Origin of the sequence: Paradevosia shaoguanensis (genome assembly GCF_016801025.1) — a bacterium.
GTDB lineage: Bacteria > Pseudomonadota > Alphaproteobacteria > Rhizobiales > Devosiaceae > Paradevosia > Paradevosia shaoguanensis.
Window position 1 is genome coordinate 3,168,925 of the sequence record NZ_CP068983.1, and the last position, 22,106, is coordinate 3,191,030.

Consider the following 22,106-nt stretch of genomic DNA (forward strand, 5'->3'; position numbering starts at 1 on the left):
AGGGCGCTCGACCGATAGCACTGTTCGTCCGGGAAGGGATCGGGGAATACCGTCAGGGTATCCGACCCGAACAGCCCTTCGATTTCCTCGATTGAAAGGCCATGCTTCTGGCATTTGGCCAGATTGCCTTCATCCCAGTCGATGCCAGCGATTTCGGTTCGCATTCGAAGATATAGGCATTTGTCATGACAAATGCCAAGAGGCGTCGCGCCTCACGCCAAATCTCCACGCACCCCTCCATGGGAAACAGAATCTTAAAGGCTGTGTTGCAAATTGCGAGGATGAACCGCGAATGCGCGGATAGTTAAGCAAACCGGCGGGCGGAGCCGGGCTTGGAGTTGCGTCGTCCATGGGCCAGCGTATCGTGCCCGACAATCAGGAACCGCATGTGCCTGTCTTGCTGGCGGAAGTGCTCGATGCACTCCGGCCGCTCAAGGGGGCACTTATCGTCGATGGGACGTTCGGTGCCGGCGGTTATTCGCGTGCGTTGCTCGATGCGGGCGCGCGCGTGGTGGCCATCGATCGCGACCCCAATGTCGCGCCGCATGTCGAGCGGTTGCAGGCGCAGTTTCCTCAGACTTTCCAATTCGTGCCGGGGACGTTTTCCGAGCTGGACCAGGTCGTTGCGGGGCAGGCGGTGGATGGTGTCGTGCTTGATATCGGGGTGTCCTCGATGCAGCTCGACGAGGCCGATCGCGGGTTCTCGTTCATGCGGGAAGGGCCGCTCGACATGCGCATGGCGCAATCGGGCGAGAGCGCTGCCGATCTCGTCAACACGCTCGATGAGGCCGAGCTGGCCAACCTGCTTTATGCCTATGGCGAAGAGCGCAAATCGCGGCGGATCGCGCAGTTCATCGTGGCCGCGCGGGCGAACGAGCCGATCACCACCACGACGCAATTGGCGCGGCTGATCGAGAAGGCAATCGGCCGCAAGCCGGGGGACATGCATCCGGCGACGCGCAGCTTCCAGGCGCTGCGGATCGCGGTCAACGCGGAATTCGATCAATTGGTGGACGGGCTCTTCGCGGCCGAGCGCGTACTGCCGGAAGGCGGACGGCTGGCGGTGGTGACGTTCCACTCGCTTGAGGACCGGATCGTCAAGCGGTTCTTCGATCCCGACAAGGGCGGACCCGCGCAGTCGCGGCACATGCCGGTGACGCAGGCGCCCGAGCGCCGCTGGGTGAATGTGGCCAAGGCGGCGAAGCCGGGTGCGGAGGAACTGGAGCGCAATCCGCGGGCGCGATCCTCGATCCTGCGCGCGGCGGTGCGTTCGGCGGCCCCAGCGCGGCCGGTGAGCTTTGAAGGACTGGCCGTTCCGACGGTCAGGGGTGCGGCATGATCCGAAATCTCAATATCATCCTAACGCTGACGAGCATCGTGGCGCTGGTCGCCGTCTATGCGCTCAAATATTCGGTCGAAGAGACGGCGAGCGCCAAGTCGGCGATGGAGCGAACGATTTCGCGCCAGGAAGCGGACCTTTCGCTGCTCAAGGCCGACTGGGCTTATCTCAACCAGCCGGCGCATGTGGGGCCGATCGTGACCCGACACGCCGAGCAACTGGACCTGCAGCCGCTCAAGCAGGCCCAGATTTCGAGCTTCGACATCATTCCGATGCGCCCGGTAGCGCCCGATAACGCCGCGCTGACCGAGCTCTTCGAATCCCTTGAAACCGGCGTCGACCCGGCCGACGCGCCGCTCCAGAGTTTGCAGTAATGGCCATCATCTCCGCAGACGCGAACGAAGTCATTGCCCTGATCGGCGCGCGCAAGGCGCGCACCAATCTCACGCGGGCCCGCATCCGCTGGGTCATTGCGGTCATTGCCGCGGTGTTCCTGGTCGTGTGCGGGCGGCTGGTGCAACTGGGCTATGTCGATACCGATACGACCATCGAAGGGCAGACCCGAGACATCATCTCGGCAACGCGCCCGCCCATCCTCGATCGCAACGGGATGGAAATGGCCGTGGATATTCGCGTGCCCTCGCTCTTTGCCGAGCCGCGCCGGATCATCGATGTGGACGAAGCGGTCGAGAAGATCCGCACCGTGCTGCCCGATCTCGATGCCACCTGGCTGCGCAAGCGCCTCGAGGGTGACAAGGGCTTCGTGTGGATCAAGCGCGAACTGACCCCGGCCATCGAGGAAAAGATCATGCGGCTGGGCATTCCCGGCCTCGATTTCCTCACCGAAAGCAAGCGTTTCTATCCAGGCGGCAGCGAAGCCTCGCACGTGCTGGGTGCGGTCAATATCGACAACCAGGGCATTGCCGGCATCGAGCGGTCCATGGATCAGGAAGACGTGGCGCTGCTGCAGTCGATCGGCCTGGCGCGCGGGCAGGCGCTGACGCCGGTGAACCTTTCGATCGACCTGCGCGTGCAGCACGCGATGCACGACGTGCTGACCGATGCGCTCGACCGCTACAAGGCCGTCGCGGCGGCCGGGGCGATCATGGATATCTATTCGGGCGAGGTCATCGCGATGGTGTCGCTGCCCGATTTCGACCCCAACGATCCGCGTACGGCGCTGGTCGAGGGGCGCATGAACCGCATCACCTCGGGCAAGTTCGAGCATGGCTCCACGTTCAAGTCGATCGCCATCGCGGGGGCGCTCGATAGCGGGGCGGTCAAGATCAACGATACGTTCGATGCGCGGTTCGGCGTGCGTTTCGGGCGCTACACGATCGACGATTTCCATGGCAAGCACCGCATTCTCTCGGTGCCGGAGATTTACAAGTTCTCGTCCAACATCGGCACGATCAAGGTCATGCAGACGATGGGCAAGGACAATTTCCGCGCCTTCCTCACCCGCATGGGGTTCGACGATCCGCTGGTGACCGAGCTGCCCGAGCGTACGACGACAAGCGTGCCCAAGCAGTTCTCGGAAATCGTCGCGGCCACGGCCTCGTTCGGCCACGGCATCTCCATCACGCCCATGCACATGCTGGCGGCCTATACGGCGCTGGTGAATGGCGGCAACTACATCACACCGACTTTCTATCGCCGCACGCCGGAACAGGCGCAGGCGCTTTATCGCCGGGTGGTGTCGCCCCAGACCAGTGCCGAGATGCGCTCGCTCATGCGGCTCAACGCGCTCGAAGGCTCGGGCTCGCGCATGAACAAGCTGTCGGATGGCTATCGGGTGGGGGGCAAGACCGGTACGGCCGAAAAGGTGGTCAATGGCCGCTACGTCAAGAACGGGCTCAACCTCAACATCTTCGCGTCCGCCTTCCCGCTCGACAATCCGCGTTATGCGATGATCGTGCTGGTGGACGAACCCAAGCGCGAGAATGCGCAATCGGGTGAAACCGCCGGCTGGAACGCCGGTGAAGCCACCGGTCGAATTGTCACCCGCATCGCGCCGATGCTCGGAATCGCGCCTAATTTCGATTCTGTTATTGACGATCGGCTTGTTCCCGCATCAATGCGCTAGAATTGCGCTAAACGATCCCCGCCAGAAGGCCCAAGGATTTGCCAAGAATGCTCTTAGAACTGCTCAAGGATGCCGTTTCGGTCGTGCCAGAAGGCGTGCCAGGCATAATAAAGGGCGTTAACGCCGACAGCCGCGCCATCGAGAAGGGCGAAGTGTTTTTCGCCCTGCCGGGGACGAGCGTGCATGGCGACAAGTTTGCCGGTCAGGCTGCCCAGCGCGGCGCCGTGGCCATGGTTACGGACCGGGAACCGGCGAGCGATCCGGGGATTCCCGTGCTCGTGGTGGACGATGTGCGCGCAGCCTATGCGCGCGCGGCCGCGCGTACGTTGGCGCCGCAGCCGGACGTGGCCGTGGCGGTGACGGGTACGAATGGCAAGACTTCCGTGGCCTCCTTCGTGCGCCAGATCTGGCAGGCGAGCGGCTATCCGAGCGCGAGCGTGGGGACGCTTGGCGTTGAAACCAGCGATGGCCTGCTGCCGGGCGAACTGACGACGCCGGACTCGCTGACCATCCACAAGAACCTCGCGGCGCTCAAGGCGCGCGGCATCGATCATGTCGCCATGGAGGCTTCGAGCCATGGGCTCGACCAGCGGCGGCTCGATGGTATCCGTTTCAAGGCGGTGGGCTTTACCAATCTCAGCCGCGACCACCTCGACTACCATCCGGACATGGAGGCCTATAGCAAGGCCAAGCAGCGGCTCTTCACGGACCTGCTCGAAGAGGGCGGTTCGGCGGTGATCAATACCGACGATCCCGAGCACATGCCGTTCGTCTTCGCGGCGCTGGATCGCGGGGCGACGCTGCTTACCATCGGGCGCGAAGGCGCGTTCTTCGAGATCGGCGAGATCAGGAACGAGGGCTATGGCCAGCGCGTCACCGGTCGCCTTGTCGGCGAGCCGGTGAGTTTCCTCCTGCCGCTGACCGGCGCGTTCCAGGCGAGCAATGCGGTGATGGCGATTGCGCTTGCCATGTGCACGGGAGTCACCAAGGAGCAGGCGCTGGCGGCCGTCGAAAAGCTCAAGGGCGCCAAGGGGCGGCTGGAGCTGGTGGCCGAGCACAATGGCGCGGCGATCTTCGTGGATTATTCCCACAAGCCGGTGGCGCTCGAGACGGCTCTGGCGTCGCTGCGCGACTATGTGAAGGGCAAGTTACACGTGGTCTTCGGCGCGGGCGGGGATCGCGACAAGGGCAAGCGCCCGATGATGGGCGAGGTTGCCGGCCGCATGGCGGACAAGGTGATCGTCACTGACGACAATCCGCGCACCGAGGACGCCGCGACCATTCGCGCCGAAATCATGGCCGCGGTGCCGCAGGCCGTCGAAATTGGTGACAGGAAAACCGCCATCGAGACGGCGATTGCCCAACTTATGCCGGGTGACGTGCTACTGATCGCCGGCAAGGGCCACGAGGACTACCAGATCGTCGGCACTACCAAGCATCATTTCTCGGATCACGAAGTGGTCCTGGCTGCGCTCAAGGGATTGTAATGGCAAGACTGTTCACGGTTGGAGAAATCCTGGCCGCCACGGGCGGACGCGGGAAAGGCCTGACCGGGGACGGCATTTCCTCCATCTCGATCGATTCGCGCGAGCTGGGGCCCGATGCACTGTTCGTGGCCATTAAAGGCGATCGGTTCGACGGGCATGATTTCGTGCCGACAGCGCTGGCCAATGGGGCGGCTGCCGCGCTGGTGAGCGAAGGCAAGGCTGATGAGGCAGGCGAGCGGCTGGTGGTCGTGCCTGATGCGCTCGAAGGTTTGCGCGACCTTGCCCGCGCGGCGCGGGAGCGCAGCGCGGCCAGGATCGTGGCCGTTACCGGCAGCGCCGGCAAGACCACGACCAAGGAGGCAATTCGCACCGTGCTGGGTGCGGCGGGGCCGACGCACTATTCCATCAAAAGCTTCAACAATCATTGGGGCGTGCCCCTGATGCTGGCGCGCATGCCGCGCGAGGCCGAGTTCGGCGTCTTCGAACTTGGGATGAACCATGCCGGCGAGATTTCGCCCCTTACCCGCCTGGTGCGCCCGCATGTAGCGGTGGTTACCACTGTCGCAGCGGCGCATCTGGAGTTCTTCGATTCCGTCGAGGGGATTGCCCGTGCCAAGGGCGAGATTTTCGAAGGGCTGGAGCCGGGCGGCACGGCGATCATCAATGCCGACCATGATTATGTCGGCGTGCTCATCGAAGTCGCCAAGGCCGCGGGTGTCGGCAAGATCGTGACCTATGGTTTTGCCGAGAACGCCGATTGGCGCATCGAAAGCGCGCAACTGGCCGGCGAGCACATGCACGCCATCGTGCGCCATGGCGATGCGGTCGTATCGCTGTCGATCAAGGCGCATGGCCGGCACATGATTGCCAACGCGGTGGCGGCTCTCGCAGTTGCTGAAGAAATCGACGTCAATCGCGATACGGCGCTGTCGGCGCTGGCGCAGTTCGGTGCGCCGGAGGGCAGGGGGCAGGCGACGCTGCTCGGGCCTGCCACGCGGCCGCTGCTGCTGGTCGACGAAAGCTACAACGCTAACAGCGCTTCGATGGCGGCGGCCATGGATGTGTTTGCCGCGCAGGATGCGCCGGGCGGACGGAAGGTGCTGGTTTTAGGCGACATGCTCGAGCTGGGCGAGAAGGGCCCGGCGCTTCATGCCGCACTCAAGGATGCGGTGCTTGCGACCGGTGCCGACGCAGTATATCTCGTCGGCCCCAGCATGGCGGCCCTCGCAGATGCCCTGGGTCCACAGGTCGTGACGGACCACAAGAACACCACCGATGAGATAGCGCAGAGCGTTCTCGCGGGCCTTGCCTATGGCGACGCAGTTATGGTCAAAGGATCGAACGGCGTGCGGCTTTCCGGCCTGGTCAAGCAGATTCGCGAACGCTTCGCGTAGAGAAAGCCGGAACGAGGTTTCGAAGCATGCTGTATTTCCTTGGGCAGTTGGGCGAACACCTCGCGGCCTTCAACGTCTTCCGCTACATCACCTTCCGCACCGCCGGGGCCATGGTCACGGCGCTGTTCTTCGTGTTCCTGTTCGGCCCGGGCATGATCTCGATGCTCCGTATCCGGCAAGGCAGGGGGCAGCCGATCCGCGAGGACGGCCCGGCCTCGCACCTCGTGACCAAGAAGGGCACGCCCACCATGGGTGGCCTGATGATCCTTTCGGGCGCGGTGATCGCCACGCTTCTCTGGTCGAACCTTGCGAACGGCTATGTATGGGTGGTGCTGTTCGTCACCATCGGCTTCGGCGCCATCGGGCTCTATGACGACTACCTCAAGGTCAAGCGCATGTCGCACAAGGGCTTTGGCGGGCGCCAGCGGCTGCTGATCGAAGCGCTGATCGGCGTCGTGGCCTGCTACGCGATTTCCGTGCTGGGCGACCCTGCGACGTCGACCTCGCTGATGTTCCCGTTCGTGAAAGGTCTCGCGGTCAATCTGGGCTGGGGCTTCATGCTGTTCGGCGCCTTCGTCGTGGTGGCCGCGGGTAATTCAGTGAACCTCACGGATGGTCTCGATGGCCTCGCCATCGTTCCGGTGATGATCGCGGCGGGCTGTTTCGGGCTCATCGCCTATCTTGTCGGCAACCAGAATTTTGCCGACTATCTTCTGGTGAACTACGTGCCGGGCACGGGCGAGCTCTCGGTGGTCTGCGGCGCGCTGATCGGCGCCGGCCTCGGCTTCCTGTGGTTCAATGCCCCGCCGGCGCAGATCTTCATGGGCGATACCGGGTCGCTCGCCCTTGGCGGCGCACTCGGCTCGATCGCGGTGGCGACCAAGCACGAAATCGTGCTCGCCATCGTCGGGGGGCTCTTCGTGCTCGAAACCGTGTCGGTCATCGTGCAGGTGACCTCGTTCCGACTTACGGGTAAACGCGTCTTCAAGATGGCGCCGATCCATCACCATTTCGAGCATATGGGCTGGACAGAAAGCCAGGTCGTGATCCGGTTCTGGATCATCTCGTTCGTGCTGGCTCTGATCGGCCTGAGTTCGCTCAAGCTGCGCTAGTCGCACTGTCGCCCGCAACCTTTGCGCGACCCCGGCCCTCCGCCGGGGTCGTCGCGTTTTCGGTTACCCGTTCCACAACGTGCTTTGCAAAACGCGACTTCTCCAGAAATCGGTAACCATCGCGGCTTACACTCACCGGATCATCTAGCCGGAGCCGCCGCAGCATGTTTGCACGGGACAGGAAAACCCCACTCGCCGAATGGTGGTGGACGATCGATCGCGAATTGCTAGCAGCGCTGATCCTGCTCATGATCGCGGGGATCGTGCTCAGCTTTGCGGCGAGCCCGCCCGTGGCCGAGCGCCTTGGTTTGAGCCCGTGGCACTTCATCATCCGCCATGCGCTGTTCTGCATCCCCGCCCTCGGCGTGCTGGTCGGGACCTCGTTCCTCGGGCATCGCGAGACGCGCATCTACGCGTTGGTGGTGCTCGCCATTTCCATTGTCCTGCTGTGGGCGACGCTGAAATTCGGCACGGAGGTCAAGGGTGCGCGGCGCTGGGTGTCGTTTGCGGGGCAATCGATCCAGCCTTCCGAATTCGTGAAGCCCGCCTTTGCCGTAATCGGAGCGTGGCTCTTCTCCGAGAGCATGAAGCTCAAGAACGTGCCGGGCCGCATCATGGCCACCGGCATTGCCGGCGTCATCATCGCCGGCCTGCTGCTGCAGCCGGACGTGGGGCAGACCGCGTTGATGCTGGCGACCTGGGCGGCGCTGCTGTTCCTGTCGGGCATTTCCTGGTGGCTGATCTTCGGGCTGATGGGCGTGGGTGTGGCCGGCGTCTTCGGCGCCTACATGCTCTTCCCGCACGTGTCCAAGCGTATCGATACCTTCCTCAACCCGGAAGGCGGCGGTAACACCTACCAGATCGACAAGGCGCTTAGCTCGTTGCTTGAAGGCGGCTGGTTCGGGCGCGGACCGGGTGAATCGATGGCCAAGAAGGTCATTCCCGACGCCCATGCCGACTACGTGTTCTCAGCCGCGGCCGGCGAGTTCGGCATCCTCTTCTGCCTGCTGCTCGTCTGCCTCATCGCCTTCATCGTGATCCGGGCTTTGCTCGCGGCGCAGCGGCAGTCGAGCCTCTTTGCGCGGCTGGCGGCGTCCACGCTCGCCATTCAGTTCGGCCTGCAATCGGCGATCAACCTCTCGGTGAATTTGAATCTCATCCCGCCCAAGGGTATGACGCTGCCTTTCGTCTCCTATGGTGGCACCTCGATGATCGCTATCGCCTTCGGCATGGGGCTGATGCTGGCTCTGACCCGTGAAAAGCCGGAAGAGCGCATGGCTACCGGCCTCCCCGCCTATCGCAGCGCGTTGGCGCCCGCCGAATGAGCCTATTCGTTCTTATGGCAGGTGGGACCGGGGGGCATCTCTTCCCGGCCATGGCGCTGGCGCAGGAACTGCGCCGCCGCGGGCATAACATCCATCTAATGACCGACCATCGCGTCACGTCCTACGGCGCCGATTTCCCGGCGCGCGAAGTGCATGTCGTGCCTTCGGCCACGCCTTCGATCAGCAATCCGGTCAAGTTCGTGGCTGCGTGCTTCAAGATTCTTTGGGGCACGGGTGTTGCATGGGGCAAACTGGGGCAGGTCAGGCCGGACGCGGTGATCGGGTTCGGTGGCTATCCGGTATTCCCGCCGTTCCTGGCTGCGAGCCTTTCGGGCATCCCCGGCATTCTCCATGAGCAGAATGCCGTGATGGGGCGCGCCAATCGCGCGCTGGCACGGTTTGCGCGGGTGGTGGCGCTCAGCTTCGCCGAAACGCGCTATGCGGATGCGACCAAGACCGAGAAGGTCGTGACCGGCAATCCGGTGCGCGATGCGGTTCGGGCGGTGGCGGGGACGCCTTATCCGGGCCTCAAGGAAACCGACGCCATCCACCTTCTCGTCTTCGGCGGCAGCCAGGGCGCGCGGGCGTTTGCCGATCTCGTGCCGCCGGCCATCGCCGCGTTGCCGCAGCACCTGCGCCAGCGGCTGGTGGTGACCCAGCAATGCCGGGCCGACGATCTCGACCGCGTGGCCGAGGCCTATAGGCTGGCCAAGGTCAATGTGGAACTGGCGGCCTTCTTCGGCGACCTGCCGGAGCGGATGGCGCGCAGCCATCTCGTGATCTCGCGTTCGGGCGCCTCGACGGTGGCCGAACTCTGTGTCGTGGGGCGTCCGGCAATCCTCATTCCGCTGCCCGGATCGATCGATGCGGACCAGAAGAACAACGCGCTTTTCGTCGACAAGGCGGGTGGCGGCTGGATCGCCGAGCAAGCCACGCTTTCGCCGCTTTCGCTTGGCACTCGCCTCACTTCGCTCTTGAGCGAGCCGGCGACGCTGGCCGATGCCGCCGCGGCGGCCAAATCACTTGGGCAACCGGCCGCTGTCGAGCGCCTTGCCTCACTGGCCGAGCGTCTCGCCGGCAAGAAATCCTAGGAGAAGTCCCTTATGAAGATGCCGCGCAATATCGGCCCGGTTCATTTCGTCGGCATCGGCGGTATCGGCATGAGCGGGATCGCCGAGATCCTGCACAACCAGGGCTATACGGTACGCGGTTCGGACGCCTCGGCGAACGCCAACGTGCAGCGCCTGCGCGACATGGGCATCACCATCGAGATCGGCCAGCACGCCGACAACCTCAAGGATGCGCAGGTCGTGGTGGTGTCCTCGGCTATCAAGACCGACAATCCCGAGCTGATCGCCGCTCGCGCGCGCTCGCTGCCCATTGTGCGGCGCGCGGAAATGCTGGCCGAGATCATGCGCTTCAAGAACGCCATCGCCATCGGCGGTACGCATGGCAAGACCACCACGACTACGATGGTCGCGACGCTGCTCGATGCCGCCAATTTCGACCCGACCGTCATCAATGGCGGCATTATCAATGCCTACGGCACCAATGCGCGCCTTGGTGGCGGCGAATGGATGGTGGTCGAGGCCGACGAAAGCGACGGCACGTTCGTCAAGCTTCCGGCCGATGTCGCGATCGTCACAAACATGGATCCCGAGCATCTCGACCACTACAAGGACTTCGCTGCGGTCAAGAAGGCTTTCCTCAACTTCGTCGAGAACGTGCCTTTCTACGGTTTTGCCGTGATGTGCCTCGACCATCCGGAAGTGCAGGCGCTGGTGGGCGAAATCCGTGACCGCCGCGTCATCACCTATGGGCGGAACCCGCAGGCGGATGTGCGATTGGTGGATCTGCAGGTCATCGATGGGGTCAGCCACTTCTCGGTCGAGATCCGCGATCGCGTGCGCCAGACGCAGCTGCGCATTGACGGGCTGCAACTTCCCATGCCGGGCGAGCACAACGCGCTCAACGCGACGGCCGCGATCGCCGTAGCCGATCAGTTGCACATTCCGGCTGAAGCCATCCGCAAGGGGCTCAAGGGCTTTTCGGGCGTCAAGCGCCGCTTCACCAAGACAGGTGTCGTCAACGGCATCACTTTCATCGACGACTACGGGCACCACCCGGTGGAAATCGCCTCGGTGCTCAAGGCGGCGCGGCAATCGACCAGGCGCGATGTCATCGCCGTGGTGCAGCCCCACCGCTATAGCCGCCTGCATGACCTGTTCGACGATTTCTCGGCCTGCTTCAACGATGCCGACACGGTGCTCGTGGCTCCGGTTTATGCCGCGGGCGAGCAGCCGATCGAGGGCGTCAACAACGCCGAACTGGTGACGCGCATGCTCAATCGCGGGCACCGCGATGCGCGCGTGCTCGATGGGCCGGAAAAGCTGGCCGCGATCATCGCGGAGCGCGCCGAGAAGGGCGACTACGTCGTGCTGCTGGGCGCCGGCAACATCACCCAATGGGCGGCTTCGCTGCCCGGTGAAGTAGCGCAGATCACCGGCCATGAGGTCGAGGGATGACCCGCACCGATAATCCAAGGAGGGAAACCCCATGACCAAACACGTTGCCGTCCTGATGGGCGGGTGGTCCAACGAGCGGCCGGTTTCCCTGGCGAGCGGGGCGGGGTGCGCCGCTGCACTGCGGCGCGCGGGCTATCGCGTGACCGAGGTCGATGTCGGCCGCGACATTGCGCATGTGCTCGAGCAGCTCAAGCCCGACGTGGCGTTCAATGCGCTGCACGGCACGTTCGGCGAGAGCGGAATGATCCAGGGCTTTCTCGAGCTTATCCAGCTCCCCTATACGCATTCGGGCGTGCTGGCCTCGGCTCTGGCCATGGACAAGCACCAGGCCAAGATCGTGTTCAAGGCGGCGGGCATTCCCGTCACCGACCATGTGATCATGCATCGGGCGGAAGTGGCCAAGGCGCACGCCATGCTGCCGCCTTACGTGGTGAAGCCCATCTCGGACGGATCCTCGTTCGGTGTCTTCATCATCAAGGAAGGCCAGAGCCATCCGCCGCAGGAGATCCTGCGGGAGGATTGGAACTCGGGCGATGACGTGATGGTCGAGCGCTATATCCCGGGTCGCGAGCTGACCTGCGCGGTGATGGGCGACGTGGCGTTGGGCGTGACGGAGATCGTTACCGATCTCGCCTTCTACAATTACGAGGCGAAATACGCCAAGGGCGGCTCTTCCCACATCGTACCGGCGCAAATTTCACCGAATATTTACGACAAAGTGCAGAAGATGGCGCTCAAGGCCCATGCCGCGCTCGGCTGCCGGGGCGTGACGCGGACAGACTTCCGCTACAACGACAAGGCAGGCGAAGACGGTGAGCTCGTCTGCCTGGAAATCAATACCCAACCCGGCATGACAGAGACGTCACTCGTCCCCGAACAGGCGGCCGCCGCCGGTCACTCATTTGAGGACCTGGTCACCTGGATGGTGGAGGACGCGAGTTGCAACAGGTAAAGCCCAGTGTGATGACCGCCAATGCGGTGGTGGTCGATCCGCGCAGGCTCCCTGTCCCCATCCGCCGCCCGCGTGGTCGTCTGGCCGTTCGCCTCAACCACGCCTGGGTTCTCCACAAACGCCGCGTCGTTCGTTCGGCGCTCGTCGTCGGCCTCCTGGTCGGCGCAGTCGCGGTCTATGAGGCGCGCGACCTGATCGGCACGGGTTTCGATACGCTGTCCGGCCTCGTCCAGGGTGAGTTCGCCGAGGCCGGCTTCGGGGTCGGGGCCATCGACATCAGCGGGCAGGCGCTGACGCAGGAAGCCGATATCATGCAGGCGCTGGCGCTCGAGCCCAAGGTCTCGACTCTCAATTTCGACGCCGAGGCGGCCCGTGCCCGCATCGAAGCGTTGCCGTCGGTGGCGAGCGCCACCGTGCGCAAGGTCTATCCGGGGCGGGTCGTCGTCTCGATCGTCGAGCGGGTGCCGATCGCGCGCTGGCGCGTGGATGGCGTAACCTTCGTCATCGACGGGGCCGGCAACCAGATCGGGGAAGACAAGGGTGCCTATGCCGACCTGCCGCTCGTCATCGGCGATGGTGCGGCCAACGACGCGCTGGTGATGATCCGCGCCATGGACCGGTTTGACGCGCTCAAGGCGCATCTGGTCGCCATCTCGCGCATCGGCGACCGTCGCTGGGACCTCATCTACGATACCGGCCTTCGCGTGCAACTGCCCGAGCAGGGCGTGGCGCAGGCGATCGACCGGCTCAACTCTTATCAGCGCGACTATGCGCTGCTCGATCGCGACATCACGCTGATCGACCTGCGCGTGCCCGACATGGTGGCCGTTACGCCTTCCGCCGACGCGCAAAAGCAGATTGCCGATGCCGCCAAGGCAGCGGCCAAGAGCAAGCCGAAGCCCAAGGTCGTGGTCGACGCCGACTACGAGACGCCAGCCGAAAAATCCTCCGGGAACTAGACCGATATGATGACCGAATCCATGACCGCACGGCTCAAGCCTCTGCAGCCCGGGCGTACTTCGCTCGTGGCGGTGCTTGATATCGGTTCGACCAAGATCTGCTGCGTGATCGCGCGCCTGACCCCGCGCGCAGAAGGCAAGGCGCTCAAGGGCCGCACGCATGTGGCCGAGGTCATCGGCTTCGGCTATGGCCCGTCCTCGGGCGTCAAGAGCGGCGTGGTGACCGATCTCGACAAGGCCGAGCAGGCGGTCCGCTCGGTGGTGGGCATGGCCGAGCGCGCGGCGGGGCTGACGGTCGAATCCGTCATCGTCAACGTGACGGCGGGCCGGCTGGGTTCGGAGACGTTCTCGGCGACGGTGTCGCTGGGCGGGCAGGAAGTGGAGCGGAGCGACCTGCAGCGCGTGCTGCGCGCGGTTAACGACCGCTCGGTGCGGCCGGAGCGCTCGATCATCCATGCTCTGCCGATCGGCTATACGCTCGACGGGCAGAAGGGCATCCGCGATCCGCGCGGCATGGTGGGCGAGAAGCTTTCCATCGACGTGGCCGTGGTCAGCGCCGAAATGCTGGCCATGCGCAATATCGAGCTGGTGCTCAATCGCTGCCACCTGCAGATCGAGGCGCTGATGGCGACCCCTTACGCCTCGGGGTTGGCTACGCTGGTCGACGACGAGGCGCATCTGGGCGTGGCCTGCGTCGATTTCGGCGGGGCGACGACCACCGTTTCCGTGTTCTCGGAAGGGCACGTGGTCTATACCGACGCCATCGCCATCGGCGGTCATCACCTGACGCTCGACCTGGCGCGGCAGCTTTCGGTCTCGGTGGCCGACGCCGAGCGCCTCAAGTGTTTCTATGGCTCGGTACTGCCGGGGCAGGCGGACGAGCGCGACATGATCCCGATCCAGCCGGTGGGCGCTTCGCATGACGAAGCGCCGGGACAGGTGGCGCGCTCGGTGCTGACGCGCATCATGCGCCCGCGGATCGAGGAAATCCTCACCGCCATCCGCGACCGCATGCAGGCGACCGGCATGATGGACATGTGTGGACGCCGCTTCGTGCTTACGGGCGGCGGCAGCGAACTGACCGGCCTGCCGGAAGTGGCGCGGCGCATCCTGGCGCGTAACGTGCGCAATGGCCGACCGATGGGCATTGCCGGGTTGCCAGAGATTGCCAAGGGTGCCGCGTTCGCCACTGTCGGCGGCCTGCTCATCTATCCGCAGGTCTGCGGCCAGGAATATGTCGAGCCGCGCGGCGGGCATCGCCTGACCGGCACCGACGGCTATTTCGCCCGCGTGGGGAGCTGGCTGCGGTCGAGCTTCTGAGGCGGGTTGCCTACACTCCCATCCTTCCTTGGCGCGCCTCCTCCTTCAAAGGGAGAAGGTGACCCGACGATCTTGCTTGGTATCCGGCTTCAATTTCCGACCTCTCACGCCTAAATTGCTCTGGATGAGCAAACCCATCTTCAAGCGCCACACCGATCACATGCCCGACGACTGCCGGCCGGGCTTCGATATGCTCTACGTGCTCGGGGACAAGTGGACGGTGCCGGTGCTCGGGGCTTTGACGCGCGACGGGCGCGTGCGGTTTTCCGATATCGAGAAGGCCCTGCCGATCTCCCAGCGCATGCTGACGCTTACGCTGCGCACGCTCGAACGTGATGGCCTCGTTCAGCGCGAGGTCTTTGCCAGCGTGCCGCCGCGGGTGGAATACGAGCTAACCGAGCGCGGCCGCACGCTCATGGATTCCCTGCGGGATTTCGCCGCCTGGGGCTTTGCCAACCATGATGCCATCCAGGAATCGCGGCGCCAGTTCGATGACGGTTCGGACTGAGCAGCCTTCGCACAAATCTGTTCGTGACCCCCAAAAAAGTGCCGTCTTGAGGCATAAGGCAGTCACTTCTAATTAGTCGCTTACCTTTTGTAACCTAGGTGGGTGACCATGACTTCCATCCCTCGCATCGGCATCATCATCGGCACGACGCGCGAAAAGCGCTTTGCCGATCGTCCGGCGCAATGGCTCTTCGAGTTGGCGTCGCGACGCAATGATGCCGAGTTCGAGATCGTCGACCTACGCGACTATCCGATGCCGTTCTTCGACGAGGCCATCTCGCCGGCCTTCCAGCCGCCGGCAAACCCGGTGGCGCAGCTTTGGGCGCAAAAGCTGGCCTCGCTCGATGGGTTCGTGTTCGTGACGGGCGAATACAATCACTCCATTCCGGCCGTCCTCAAGAACGCGCTCGACTATGCCTACAAGGAGTTCAACCGGAAGCCGGCGACTTTCCTCGCCTATGGCGCGCTGGGTGGCAGCCGAGCGGTTGAACATCTGCGCGGCATCCTCGCGGAGCTCCATGTGGCAACGATCAAGCACGCCATCCATATCAACCGCCCCGAGCTGGTCGGCATGATGATGGAGGGCAAGGATTTTGCGGATTTTCCGTATCTCGAGGAAGGCGCCGGGCCGGTCCTTGAAGAGATCGTCTGGTGGGCGCGTGCGCTCAAGGCGGGGCGGAGCCAGCCGCTGGCCGCCTGAGGCAGGGTGACGATACGTCGCCTTTACCGCGTGCGGGGCAGGGGAGCACTACCGGGCTAGTTTCCGGAGTTCTACTGCCTTGCATAACCTTCTCATCATCACCGTTTCGACCCGCCCGACCCGCAAGGGCCACGTCTTCGCGCCCTGGCTGCAGAGCGTGGCCGAGGCGGATCCCGACTGGAACGTCTCGATTGCCGACCTGGGCGCCATCGACCTGCCGATGTTCGACGAGCCGCAGCATCCGCGTCTCGGCAATTACCAGCACAAGCACACCAAGGCCTGGAGCCAGATGGTGGATGCGGCTGATGCTTTCGTCATCGTGACCCCGGAATACAATTACGGCGCTCCGCCCTCGATCATCAACGCGCTCGATTTCCTGGCGCGTGAATGGGCCTACAAGCCGGTGGGCTTCGTCTCCTATGGCGGCATTTCAGGCGGCATGCGCGCGGTGCAGATGCTCAAGCAGTTCAACACCACGCTCAAGATGATGCCGATCCCCGAGGCGGTGACTATCCCGATGTTCAGCGAGCTCATCGACGCCGAAGGCAAGCTGCAGCCGACCCCGATCATGGAGACGGCTGCCGGCACGATGCTGGGCGAGCTCAAGAAGTGGACCGGCGCCCTCAAGACCCTGCGCGCGGCCTGAGCCGCGCCAAGACGCGATCGGCCATGTGCACGCAGCGCAGGCCGTCGAAGGGGTAGAGCGAGGCGAAGCCCGCCTCGAGCGTTTCCTCGAGAATCTGGCGCAGCATGCGACGGGCACGGTGCAGCCGCGTCTTGACCGTCGCGTCGGGTATGCGCAGGCACTCGGCCACCGCTTCGGTGCTGAGCCCCTGCACGTCGCGCAGGACGAAGACGATCCGGAAAGGCTCGGAGAGCCGGTCTATCGCGCCTTCGAGCAGGAGGCGCGTCTCCTTCCGGGCCGCCTCGGTCTCGGGGTTGGTGGGTATCTGTACGATCGGATACATGGCGAGGGCCGGCTCCTCTTCTGCCAGGGCCAGGTCGATATCGTCGAGCAGGGCGGTTTCACGCCTGCGCCGCTTGCGGTTGAGCGCTTCGTTGATCGCTATGCGGGTCAGCCAGGTCGAGAGCAGCGCGTCGCCGCGGAAGGTGTCCAGATGGGTGAAGGCGCGCATATAGGCCTCCTGCACCACATCCTCGGCCTCGGCGTCCGAGCGCGTAATGGCGCGGGCGGCGCGGAACAGGCGCTGGTTGTGGCGGCGGATGATGGTGCGCACGGCGCCTTCGTCGTGTCGCTGCGCTAGGGCAACCAGCTCGTCATCCGGCAGCGTGGCGAGGCCGGAGCGGAGCGTGGTGGCGGTGGTTTCTTCGACAAGCATGGTGAAGCTCCTCGCTTCGCGTCCGGGCATCAGCCGAGCCGGACCGCACCTTCTTTGACGATGTCCTCGACGCTCGGGAAAGCCGCGAGCGCCGCCGCCGGTATTCCTGCTTCGGCGGCCGGGTCCCGGCTGTTCCACCAGCCTTTGGCCAGCGGTTCCCCGACGACGATCCGGCCGACCATGCCGGCATGCTCATGGGGCACGCAGTAGTAATCGTAGACCCCGGGTACGGTGAGCGTCACCGAAAAACTCTCGTCGGGCAGCAGGTAGTCCGAGTCCCAGGGCTTGGCGTCCTTGGGCATGCGCAGCGGGTGGTCGTTGAGGGACGGATGGTAGCTGGTGGCGGTGTGGGAATTGCCCGGATCCCGGTTGGTCCAGCGCAAGGTCTGGCCGGGCTGGATGTGAATGCCGATAGGGTCGAACCAGACTTTCGAGCCGTCAGGCTTGCCGGTCATGACGATCTCGACAGGCGCGTCATCCGCAAACGCCGCGCGCGGCAGCAGCAAGGTGGCGGCAATGCCGCCACCTGCCACGAGGAACGTGCGCCGCCTCACTTGGCAACCCGCGCTTCATCGGCCACCGGCACATGCCAGAGCACGATATGGGCGTGCGGCTCTTCAACGCCGGGATGGCCGGCATTGTAGTAGATATCGACGTGATCGACATTGCCGCCAGGCGCTGCGAGATTATCGAAGGTCTTGTCGGGATTGAGGTCCTTGACCGGGATCATGAAGACGGTCGCGACCAGGGCGCCGTCATGGTCATAGGCGAGGAAGGGGCCGGCGGGCAGGGTGGTCGGACCGACATAGAGCTGGCCGAGGCCCGGCAGGAAGTCGGGCAGCTTCACCAGGCTGCTGACGGCCTTGTAGGGTGCGGGCGGCGGGGCCTTGGACACGTCCTGGCCATAGGCGGCGAAACTGCCTGCAACGGCAAAGGCGAGGGCGAGCAGGAGCGATTTCATGGGAATTGCCTCCATTGGTTGTCGCGAGATGCGATGACCATTGGATGGCAGGGGGCTGGAAAGGTTCCCGTGCTAGGAAAGGGGAGTTGCGTAATGGCCATTCCGCGAGGGCTTGGCCGCCCCGTTATGGTTAACGTTTCCTTAGCACGCCAGCGTTCTCCACTCGCAAATTGCGCCGCCGTTAACGAATTCGGTGGCTTTGTTAGGATGTGGTTAACGAATTGGCGCGTAAATCTTGGTCAAACGCCACTATGGGGCCAAGCATGCCAATCAACCTCACCATCCCGGATATTCAGGAACTTAAGCCCCGCATCACTGTGTTCGGTTGCGGCGGCGCCGGCGGTAACGCCGTTAACAACATGATTAACTCCGGCCTGGACGGGGTTGACTTCGTAGTGGCCAACACGGACGCGCAGGCTCTTGCGCTCTCCAAGGCGAGCCGAATCATCCAGCTCGGGGTTGGCGTCACCGAGGGCCTGGGTGCGGGTTCCCATCCGGAAGTTGGCCGTGCGGCGGCCGAGGAAAGCTACGACGAGATCAACGATCACCTCTCGGGGTCGCACATGGTGTTCATCACCGCCGGCATGGGCGGTGGTACGGGCACCGGCGCCGCGCCGGTCGTGGCACGCGCCGCTCGTGAGCAGGGCATCCTCACCGTCGGCGTCGTCACCAAGCCGTTCGCCTTCGAAGGCAATCGTCGCGCCCGTCTCGCCGAGGACGGCATCGACGAGCTGCACCGGCATGTCGATACGCTGATCGTCATCCCGAACCAGAACCTCTTCCGCGTCGCTAATGAGAAGACCACCTTCGCCGACGCTTTCGCGATGGCCGACCAGGTGCTCTATTCGGGCGTGGCCTGCATCACCGACCTCATGGTCAAGGAAGGGCTCATCAACCTCGACTTCGCCGACGTGCGCGCCGTCATGCGCGGCATGGGCAAGGCAATGATGGGTACCGGCGAAGCTTCGGGTGAAGATCGTGCCCGTCACGCCGCCGAGGCCGCCATTGCCAATCCGCTGCTGGACGATGTCTCGATGCATGGGGCCCGTGGTCTCCTCATCTCCATCGCCGGCGGTCCGGACCTCACCCTCTACGAAGTCGACGAAGCGGCCAGCCGCATCCGCGAGGAAGTGGACGCGGACGCCAACATCATCCTGGGCGCCATGTTCGACCCGACGCTCGATGGCACGATCCGCGTGTCGGTCGTGGCCACGGGCACCGATGCCACCATGGTTCAGGCCATGGAGCCGGTGAAGCCGAACGCCGCCCGCGCCATCGCGGTCAAGCGCCCGCACGTGCCCTACGAAGCTCCGGCCCCGGCTCCCCAGCCGATCCCGCAGCCCGCAGCGCGCGTTGTCGAGGAGCAGATCGAAGAGCAGGTCGAGCACGCCATCGCCGAAGCGATCGTCACCCATGAGCCGATCTACGAAGAGGCTTATGCGCAGGACGAGGACGACGGCATCATGGTCGAGCCGTACATCCCTTCGGCCATCGCGACTCACGATCCGGTCGATGAGCCGACCCACGTTCAGGACGCTCCGATTCCGTCCGTCTACGTGCCGTCCAACGCCGCCCGCCCCGAAGCCCGCCGCATGCCGCGGACCGAGGAGCTTCCGGCTGTTGCACGAAGGTCACTTGCGGCTCAAGAACGTCACGAGCCCGAGGCCAACCCGGCCCGTGCCCTGCTCAAGCGCCTTGCCTCCAATGTGGGCCTTTCGTCGCGCCCTCGTGGTGAGGCCGAGGAGCCGGTGATGCAGCAGCGCGAGACCGATGACGCCGCGGCCCGCAGCGCCATTGAGGCAGGCGGATCAAGGGGTTCGGTCCCGACTCACGGCGCCCGTGGAAACACCGATGCCTACGGTCGTCCGGCCCAGCCGCAGCCGGCCAAGGACCATCTGGAGATTCCCGCCTTCTTGCGCAAACACGGTTAGAAGCGCATATCGAGCGGTGCATAACTGAACCCGGCGCGGCTTCCGCACCGGGTTTTTTGCGAGTAAACACAGCGGATCGGACCAAGGTCCGCTGAGGTACTGGAGTCCTCGAGTATGAAGAAATTGTCTGCGCGTCAGCGCACCCTTGCCGGGCCGGTCGAGTTCAGCGGCTTCGGTGTCCACAGTGCGTTGCCGGTTACCCTCACCATCGAACCGGCTCCAGCCGACAGCGGTTACCTGATAGCAAGACAGTTCGACGATGGCCGGCGCGCCGGCCCGGTCCAGATTCATTTCTCCCGCGTGGCGCGCACGACGCTCTGCACCGAACTCGACCTGGGCGACAGCGTGCGCGTCTCGACCATCGAACACGTCGTGTCGGCCCTGTCGGGCCTGGGCATCGACAATGCGCTCCTGACGCTCACCGCGGCCGAGTGCCCGATTCTCGACGGCAGCGCCGCCCCGTTCGTGGAGGCCATTCTCAAGGTTGGCCTCCAGGTGCAGGGCGCCCCGCGCAAGTACATCAAGATCATGCGCGCCGTTACCGTTCGCAACAACGATGCCTATGCCGCGCTCGAGCCCTATAACGGGCGCGCGCTCGACCTGGAAATCGAGTTCGATTCCAAGGTCATCGGCCGCCAGCGCATGATCTTCGACTGGACGCCGCGTCGGTACGCTGACGACGTTTCGCGCGCCCGCACGTTCGGCTTCGTGCGCGACGCCAAGATCCTGCGCCAGGCGGGCTATGCGCTTGGCTCCAGCCTCGACAATTCCATCACGGTCCACGAAGACCGCATCCTCAATCCGGGCGGGCTGCGCTACGAGGACGAATTCGTTCGTCACAAGCTGCTGGACGCTATCGGTGACCTGGCGCTCGGCGGGCTGGCGATTTATGGCCGGTTCCGTTCGTATAAAGGGGGCCATGCCCTTAACGCGCTTGTACTTTCCTCGCTCTTTGCGAGCGAGGCCAACTATGAGATAGTGTCCGCCGAGGATCTTCCACTGGCGTTCGATGCGTTGGACGACATGCCCGAAGGCGCTGTCGTCAACCCATATCTCCGGTCCGTCGGCTAAGCCGGAACCGAAATCGCCATAGTTTTGAACGAATTGCTCCCTAGGCCGCTGCGCCTGGGCGCGGCTTGAAAAGGGACGGTACTGCTCGTGACTACTAACGCTCTTGCGGGATTCACCAATCGGGCCCTGCGGGTGGCCACGATTGGCCTACTCGTTGTGACGCTGGCCGCGTGTAATCTGTTCTCGCCGCCCAAGATCAAGGAAGAGACGATCGTTCCGCCGGAATCGCTCTACCAGGCGGCGCTCAACGACATGGATGCGCAGCGGTACCAGACCGCGATCAAGACGCTCGAAAAGCTCGACCGTCAGCATCCGTATTCGCCATACACCGAAAAATCCAAGCTGATGCAGGTCTATGCGAACTACCGCATCGGCAAGTTCGAGGATGCGACGCTGGCGGCTGACCGCTACCTGGCGCTCTATCCTTCGTCCAAGGAAGTTCCCTATGTCCTCTGGCTCAAGGGCACTGCCTCCTTTGCGCAGATCAAGGATATCACGCGTGACCAGCAGCTCTCGCAGGACGCGATAGATACCTACGGCCTGCTGATCTCGAACTATCCCAAGTCCGAGTACGCCAAGGACGCCCAGGACAAGATCAAGATCGCCGTGGACCAGCTTGCCGGCAAGGAAATGTCGGTTGGCCGCTACTATCTCGGCAATGGCCAGTACCTGGCCGGCATCAACCGCTTCCGCGTGGTGGTCGAGAAGTACCAGACCTCCACGCATATCGAAGAAGCGCTCTACCGCCTGACCGAAGGCTATCTCGCCCTCGGCCTCGTCGGCGAAGCCCAGACCGCTGCCGAAGTGCTCGGGCACAACTATCCGTCGAGCGAATGGTACAAGCGCGCCTACGAACTCCTCGGCAAGCAGGGCCTGCAACCGCAGATGGTCGCCGGCAACTGGATCGCCGACACGCAGAAGAAGCGATAAGCGATCTTCTCGGAATAGAGTTTGGAACGCCCGGCCAATGGCCGGGCGTTCTGCTTTTTGTGCGGGGATTCGGTGCGGGTCACGCGCCGCCATCACGGAGCTTCCCCGGCCGAAGCGCCGGGGCCTATTGCCCCGTCCAGCAGGAGTGGAGCCATCCGTGGGCCCCG

Annotated in this window: 21 protein-coding genes; 18 read left to right on the forward strand and 3 right to left on the reverse strand. The window is 64.1% G+C overall.

Translation table 11 applies throughout. From position 1 onward, the window contains the following. Positions 1–349 precede the first annotated feature (349 nt). From rsmH to JNE37_RS15270, 15 genes are all read left to right on the forward strand, one after another. The gene (gene rsmH / locus JNE37_RS15200; protein WP_203063618.1) at positions 350–1,339 is read left to right on the forward strand and encodes a 16S rRNA (cytosine(1402)-N(4))-methyltransferase RsmH; all 990 of its coding nucleotides are present in this window, start codon (positions 350–352) and stop codon (positions 1,337–1,339) included. Then, positions 1,336–1,713 carry a cell division protein FtsL gene (gene ftsL / locus JNE37_RS15205; protein ID WP_035030269.1) on the forward strand — a complete coding sequence of 126 codons (378 nt, stop codon included), beginning with the start codon at positions 1,336–1,338 and terminating at the stop codon, positions 1,711–1,713. Before rsmH ends, ftsL begins: the two co-directional genes overlap by 4 nt. Next, positions 1,713–3,425, forward strand: coding sequence for a peptidoglycan D,D-transpeptidase FtsI family protein (locus JNE37_RS15210; RefSeq protein WP_035030266.1), 1,713 nt, complete (start codon positions 1,713–1,715; stop codon positions 3,423–3,425). Before ftsL ends, JNE37_RS15210 begins: the two co-directional genes overlap by 1 nt. A gap of 47 nt (positions 3,426–3,472) precedes the next feature. Then, positions 3,473–4,912, forward strand: a complete 1,440-nt coding sequence (locus tag JNE37_RS15215; RefSeq protein WP_246513308.1) for a UDP-N-acetylmuramoyl-L-alanyl-D-glutamate--2,6-diaminopimelate ligase — start codon at positions 3,473–3,475, stop codon at positions 4,910–4,912. Further along, a complete protein-coding gene (locus JNE37_RS15220) occupies positions 4,912–6,306 on the forward strand; it encodes a UDP-N-acetylmuramoyl-tripeptide--D-alanyl-D-alanine ligase (protein ID WP_203063619.1) in 1,395 nt (464 codons plus the stop codon). The genes JNE37_RS15215 and JNE37_RS15220 overlap by 1 nt, the downstream gene beginning before the upstream one ends. 26 nt (positions 6,307–6,332) lie before the next feature. Further along, positions 6,333–7,418, forward strand: a complete 1,086-nt coding sequence (gene mraY / locus JNE37_RS15225; RefSeq protein ID WP_035030258.1) for a phospho-N-acetylmuramoyl-pentapeptide-transferase — start codon at positions 6,333–6,335, stop codon at positions 7,416–7,418. Positions 7,419–7,582: 164 nt separating this feature from the next. Next, positions 7,583–8,743: an FtsW/RodA/SpoVE family cell cycle protein gene (locus JNE37_RS15230; RefSeq protein ID WP_035090888.1), complete on the forward strand. Its 1,161-nt coding sequence runs from the start codon at positions 7,583–7,585 to the stop codon at positions 8,741–8,743. Continuing rightward, positions 8,740–9,834, forward strand: coding sequence for an undecaprenyldiphospho-muramoylpentapeptide beta-N-acetylglucosaminyltransferase (murG, locus tag JNE37_RS15235; protein ID WP_203063620.1), 1,095 nt, complete (start codon positions 8,740–8,742; stop codon positions 9,832–9,834). The genes JNE37_RS15230 and murG overlap by 4 nt, the downstream gene beginning before the upstream one ends. A 12-nt stretch (positions 9,835–9,846) precedes the next feature. Beyond that, on the forward strand, positions 9,847–11,268 hold the full coding sequence (gene murC, locus JNE37_RS15240; RefSeq protein WP_035090892.1) for a UDP-N-acetylmuramate--L-alanine ligase: 1,422 nt from the start codon (positions 9,847–9,849) through the stop codon (positions 11,266–11,268). Positions 11,269–11,299: 31 nt separating this feature from the next. After that, positions 11,300–12,220 carry a D-alanine--D-alanine ligase gene (locus JNE37_RS15245; protein ID WP_035090894.1) on the forward strand — a complete coding sequence of 307 codons (921 nt, stop codon included), beginning with the start codon at positions 11,300–11,302 and terminating at the stop codon, positions 12,218–12,220. Beyond that, the gene (locus JNE37_RS15250; RefSeq protein WP_152571868.1) at positions 12,208–13,179 is read left to right on the forward strand and encodes a cell division protein FtsQ/DivIB; all 972 of its coding nucleotides are present in this window, start codon (positions 12,208–12,210) and stop codon (positions 13,177–13,179) included. The genes JNE37_RS15245 and JNE37_RS15250 overlap by 13 nt, the downstream gene beginning before the upstream one ends. Before the next feature lie 6 nt (positions 13,180–13,185). After that, positions 13,186–14,499 carry a cell division protein FtsA gene (gene ftsA / locus JNE37_RS15255; RefSeq protein WP_035034797.1) on the forward strand — a complete coding sequence of 438 codons (1,314 nt, stop codon included), beginning with the start codon at positions 13,186–13,188 and terminating at the stop codon, positions 14,497–14,499. Positions 14,500–14,623: 124 nt separating this feature from the next. After that, positions 14,624–15,007 carry a winged helix-turn-helix transcriptional regulator gene (locus JNE37_RS22790; RefSeq protein ID WP_052015458.1) on the forward strand — a complete coding sequence of 128 codons (384 nt, stop codon included), beginning with the start codon at positions 14,624–14,626 and terminating at the stop codon, positions 15,005–15,007. 108 nt (positions 15,008–15,115) lie between these two features. Then, positions 15,116–15,706, forward strand: a complete 591-nt coding sequence (locus JNE37_RS15265; protein WP_035034796.1) for an NADPH-dependent FMN reductase — start codon at positions 15,116–15,118, stop codon at positions 15,704–15,706. A 79-nt stretch (positions 15,707–15,785) separates the two neighbouring features. Beyond that, the gene (locus JNE37_RS15270) at positions 15,786–16,352 is read left to right on the forward strand and encodes an NADPH-dependent FMN reductase (protein ID WP_203063621.1); all 567 of its coding nucleotides are present in this window, start codon (positions 15,786–15,788) and stop codon (positions 16,350–16,352) included. On the opposite strand, the gene JNE37_RS15275 is transcribed toward JNE37_RS15270, so the two are convergent. The 3 genes from JNE37_RS15275 to JNE37_RS15285 are packed head-to-tail and all read right to left on the reverse strand — an operon-like array spanning position 16,330 to position 18,007. Then, the gene (locus tag JNE37_RS15275; RefSeq protein WP_203063622.1) at positions 16,330–17,046 is read right to left on the reverse strand and encodes an RNA polymerase sigma factor; all 717 of its coding nucleotides are present in this window, start codon (positions 17,044–17,046) and stop codon (positions 16,330–16,332) included. The genes JNE37_RS15270 and JNE37_RS15275 overlap by 23 nt on opposite strands. 29 nt (positions 17,047–17,075) lie before the next feature. Beyond that, positions 17,076–17,600 carry a plastocyanin/azurin family copper-binding protein gene (locus JNE37_RS15280; protein ID WP_246513310.1) on the reverse strand — a complete coding sequence of 175 codons (525 nt, stop codon included), beginning with the start codon at positions 17,598–17,600 and terminating at the stop codon, positions 17,076–17,078. After that, positions 17,597–18,007 (reverse strand): DUF5602 domain-containing protein, encoded by a 411-nt coding sequence (locus tag JNE37_RS15285; protein ID WP_203063623.1) that lies wholly within the window; start codon positions 18,005–18,007, stop codon positions 17,597–17,599. The genes JNE37_RS15280 and JNE37_RS15285 overlap by 4 nt, the downstream gene beginning before the upstream one ends. A gap of 263 nt (positions 18,008–18,270) precedes the next feature. Here JNE37_RS15285 and ftsZ point away from each other — a divergent pair, with 263 nt between their 5' ends. From ftsZ to JNE37_RS15300, 3 genes are all read left to right on the forward strand, one after another. Continuing rightward, on the forward strand, positions 18,271–19,938 hold the full coding sequence (gene ftsZ, locus JNE37_RS15290; RefSeq protein WP_203063625.1) for a cell division protein FtsZ: 1,668 nt from the start codon (positions 18,271–18,273) through the stop codon (positions 19,936–19,938). 114 nt (positions 19,939–20,052) lie between these two features. Beyond that, positions 20,053–21,009, forward strand: a complete 957-nt coding sequence (lpxC, locus tag JNE37_RS15295; protein ID WP_035034780.1) for a UDP-3-O-acyl-N-acetylglucosamine deacetylase — start codon at positions 20,053–20,055, stop codon at positions 21,007–21,009. An 87-nt stretch (positions 21,010–21,096) separates the two neighbouring features. After that, complete coding sequence (locus tag JNE37_RS15300) at positions 21,097–21,939, forward strand: outer membrane protein assembly factor BamD (protein ID WP_160176274.1); 843 nt, start codon at positions 21,097–21,099, stop codon at positions 21,937–21,939. Positions 21,940–22,106: the final 167 nt, after the last annotated feature.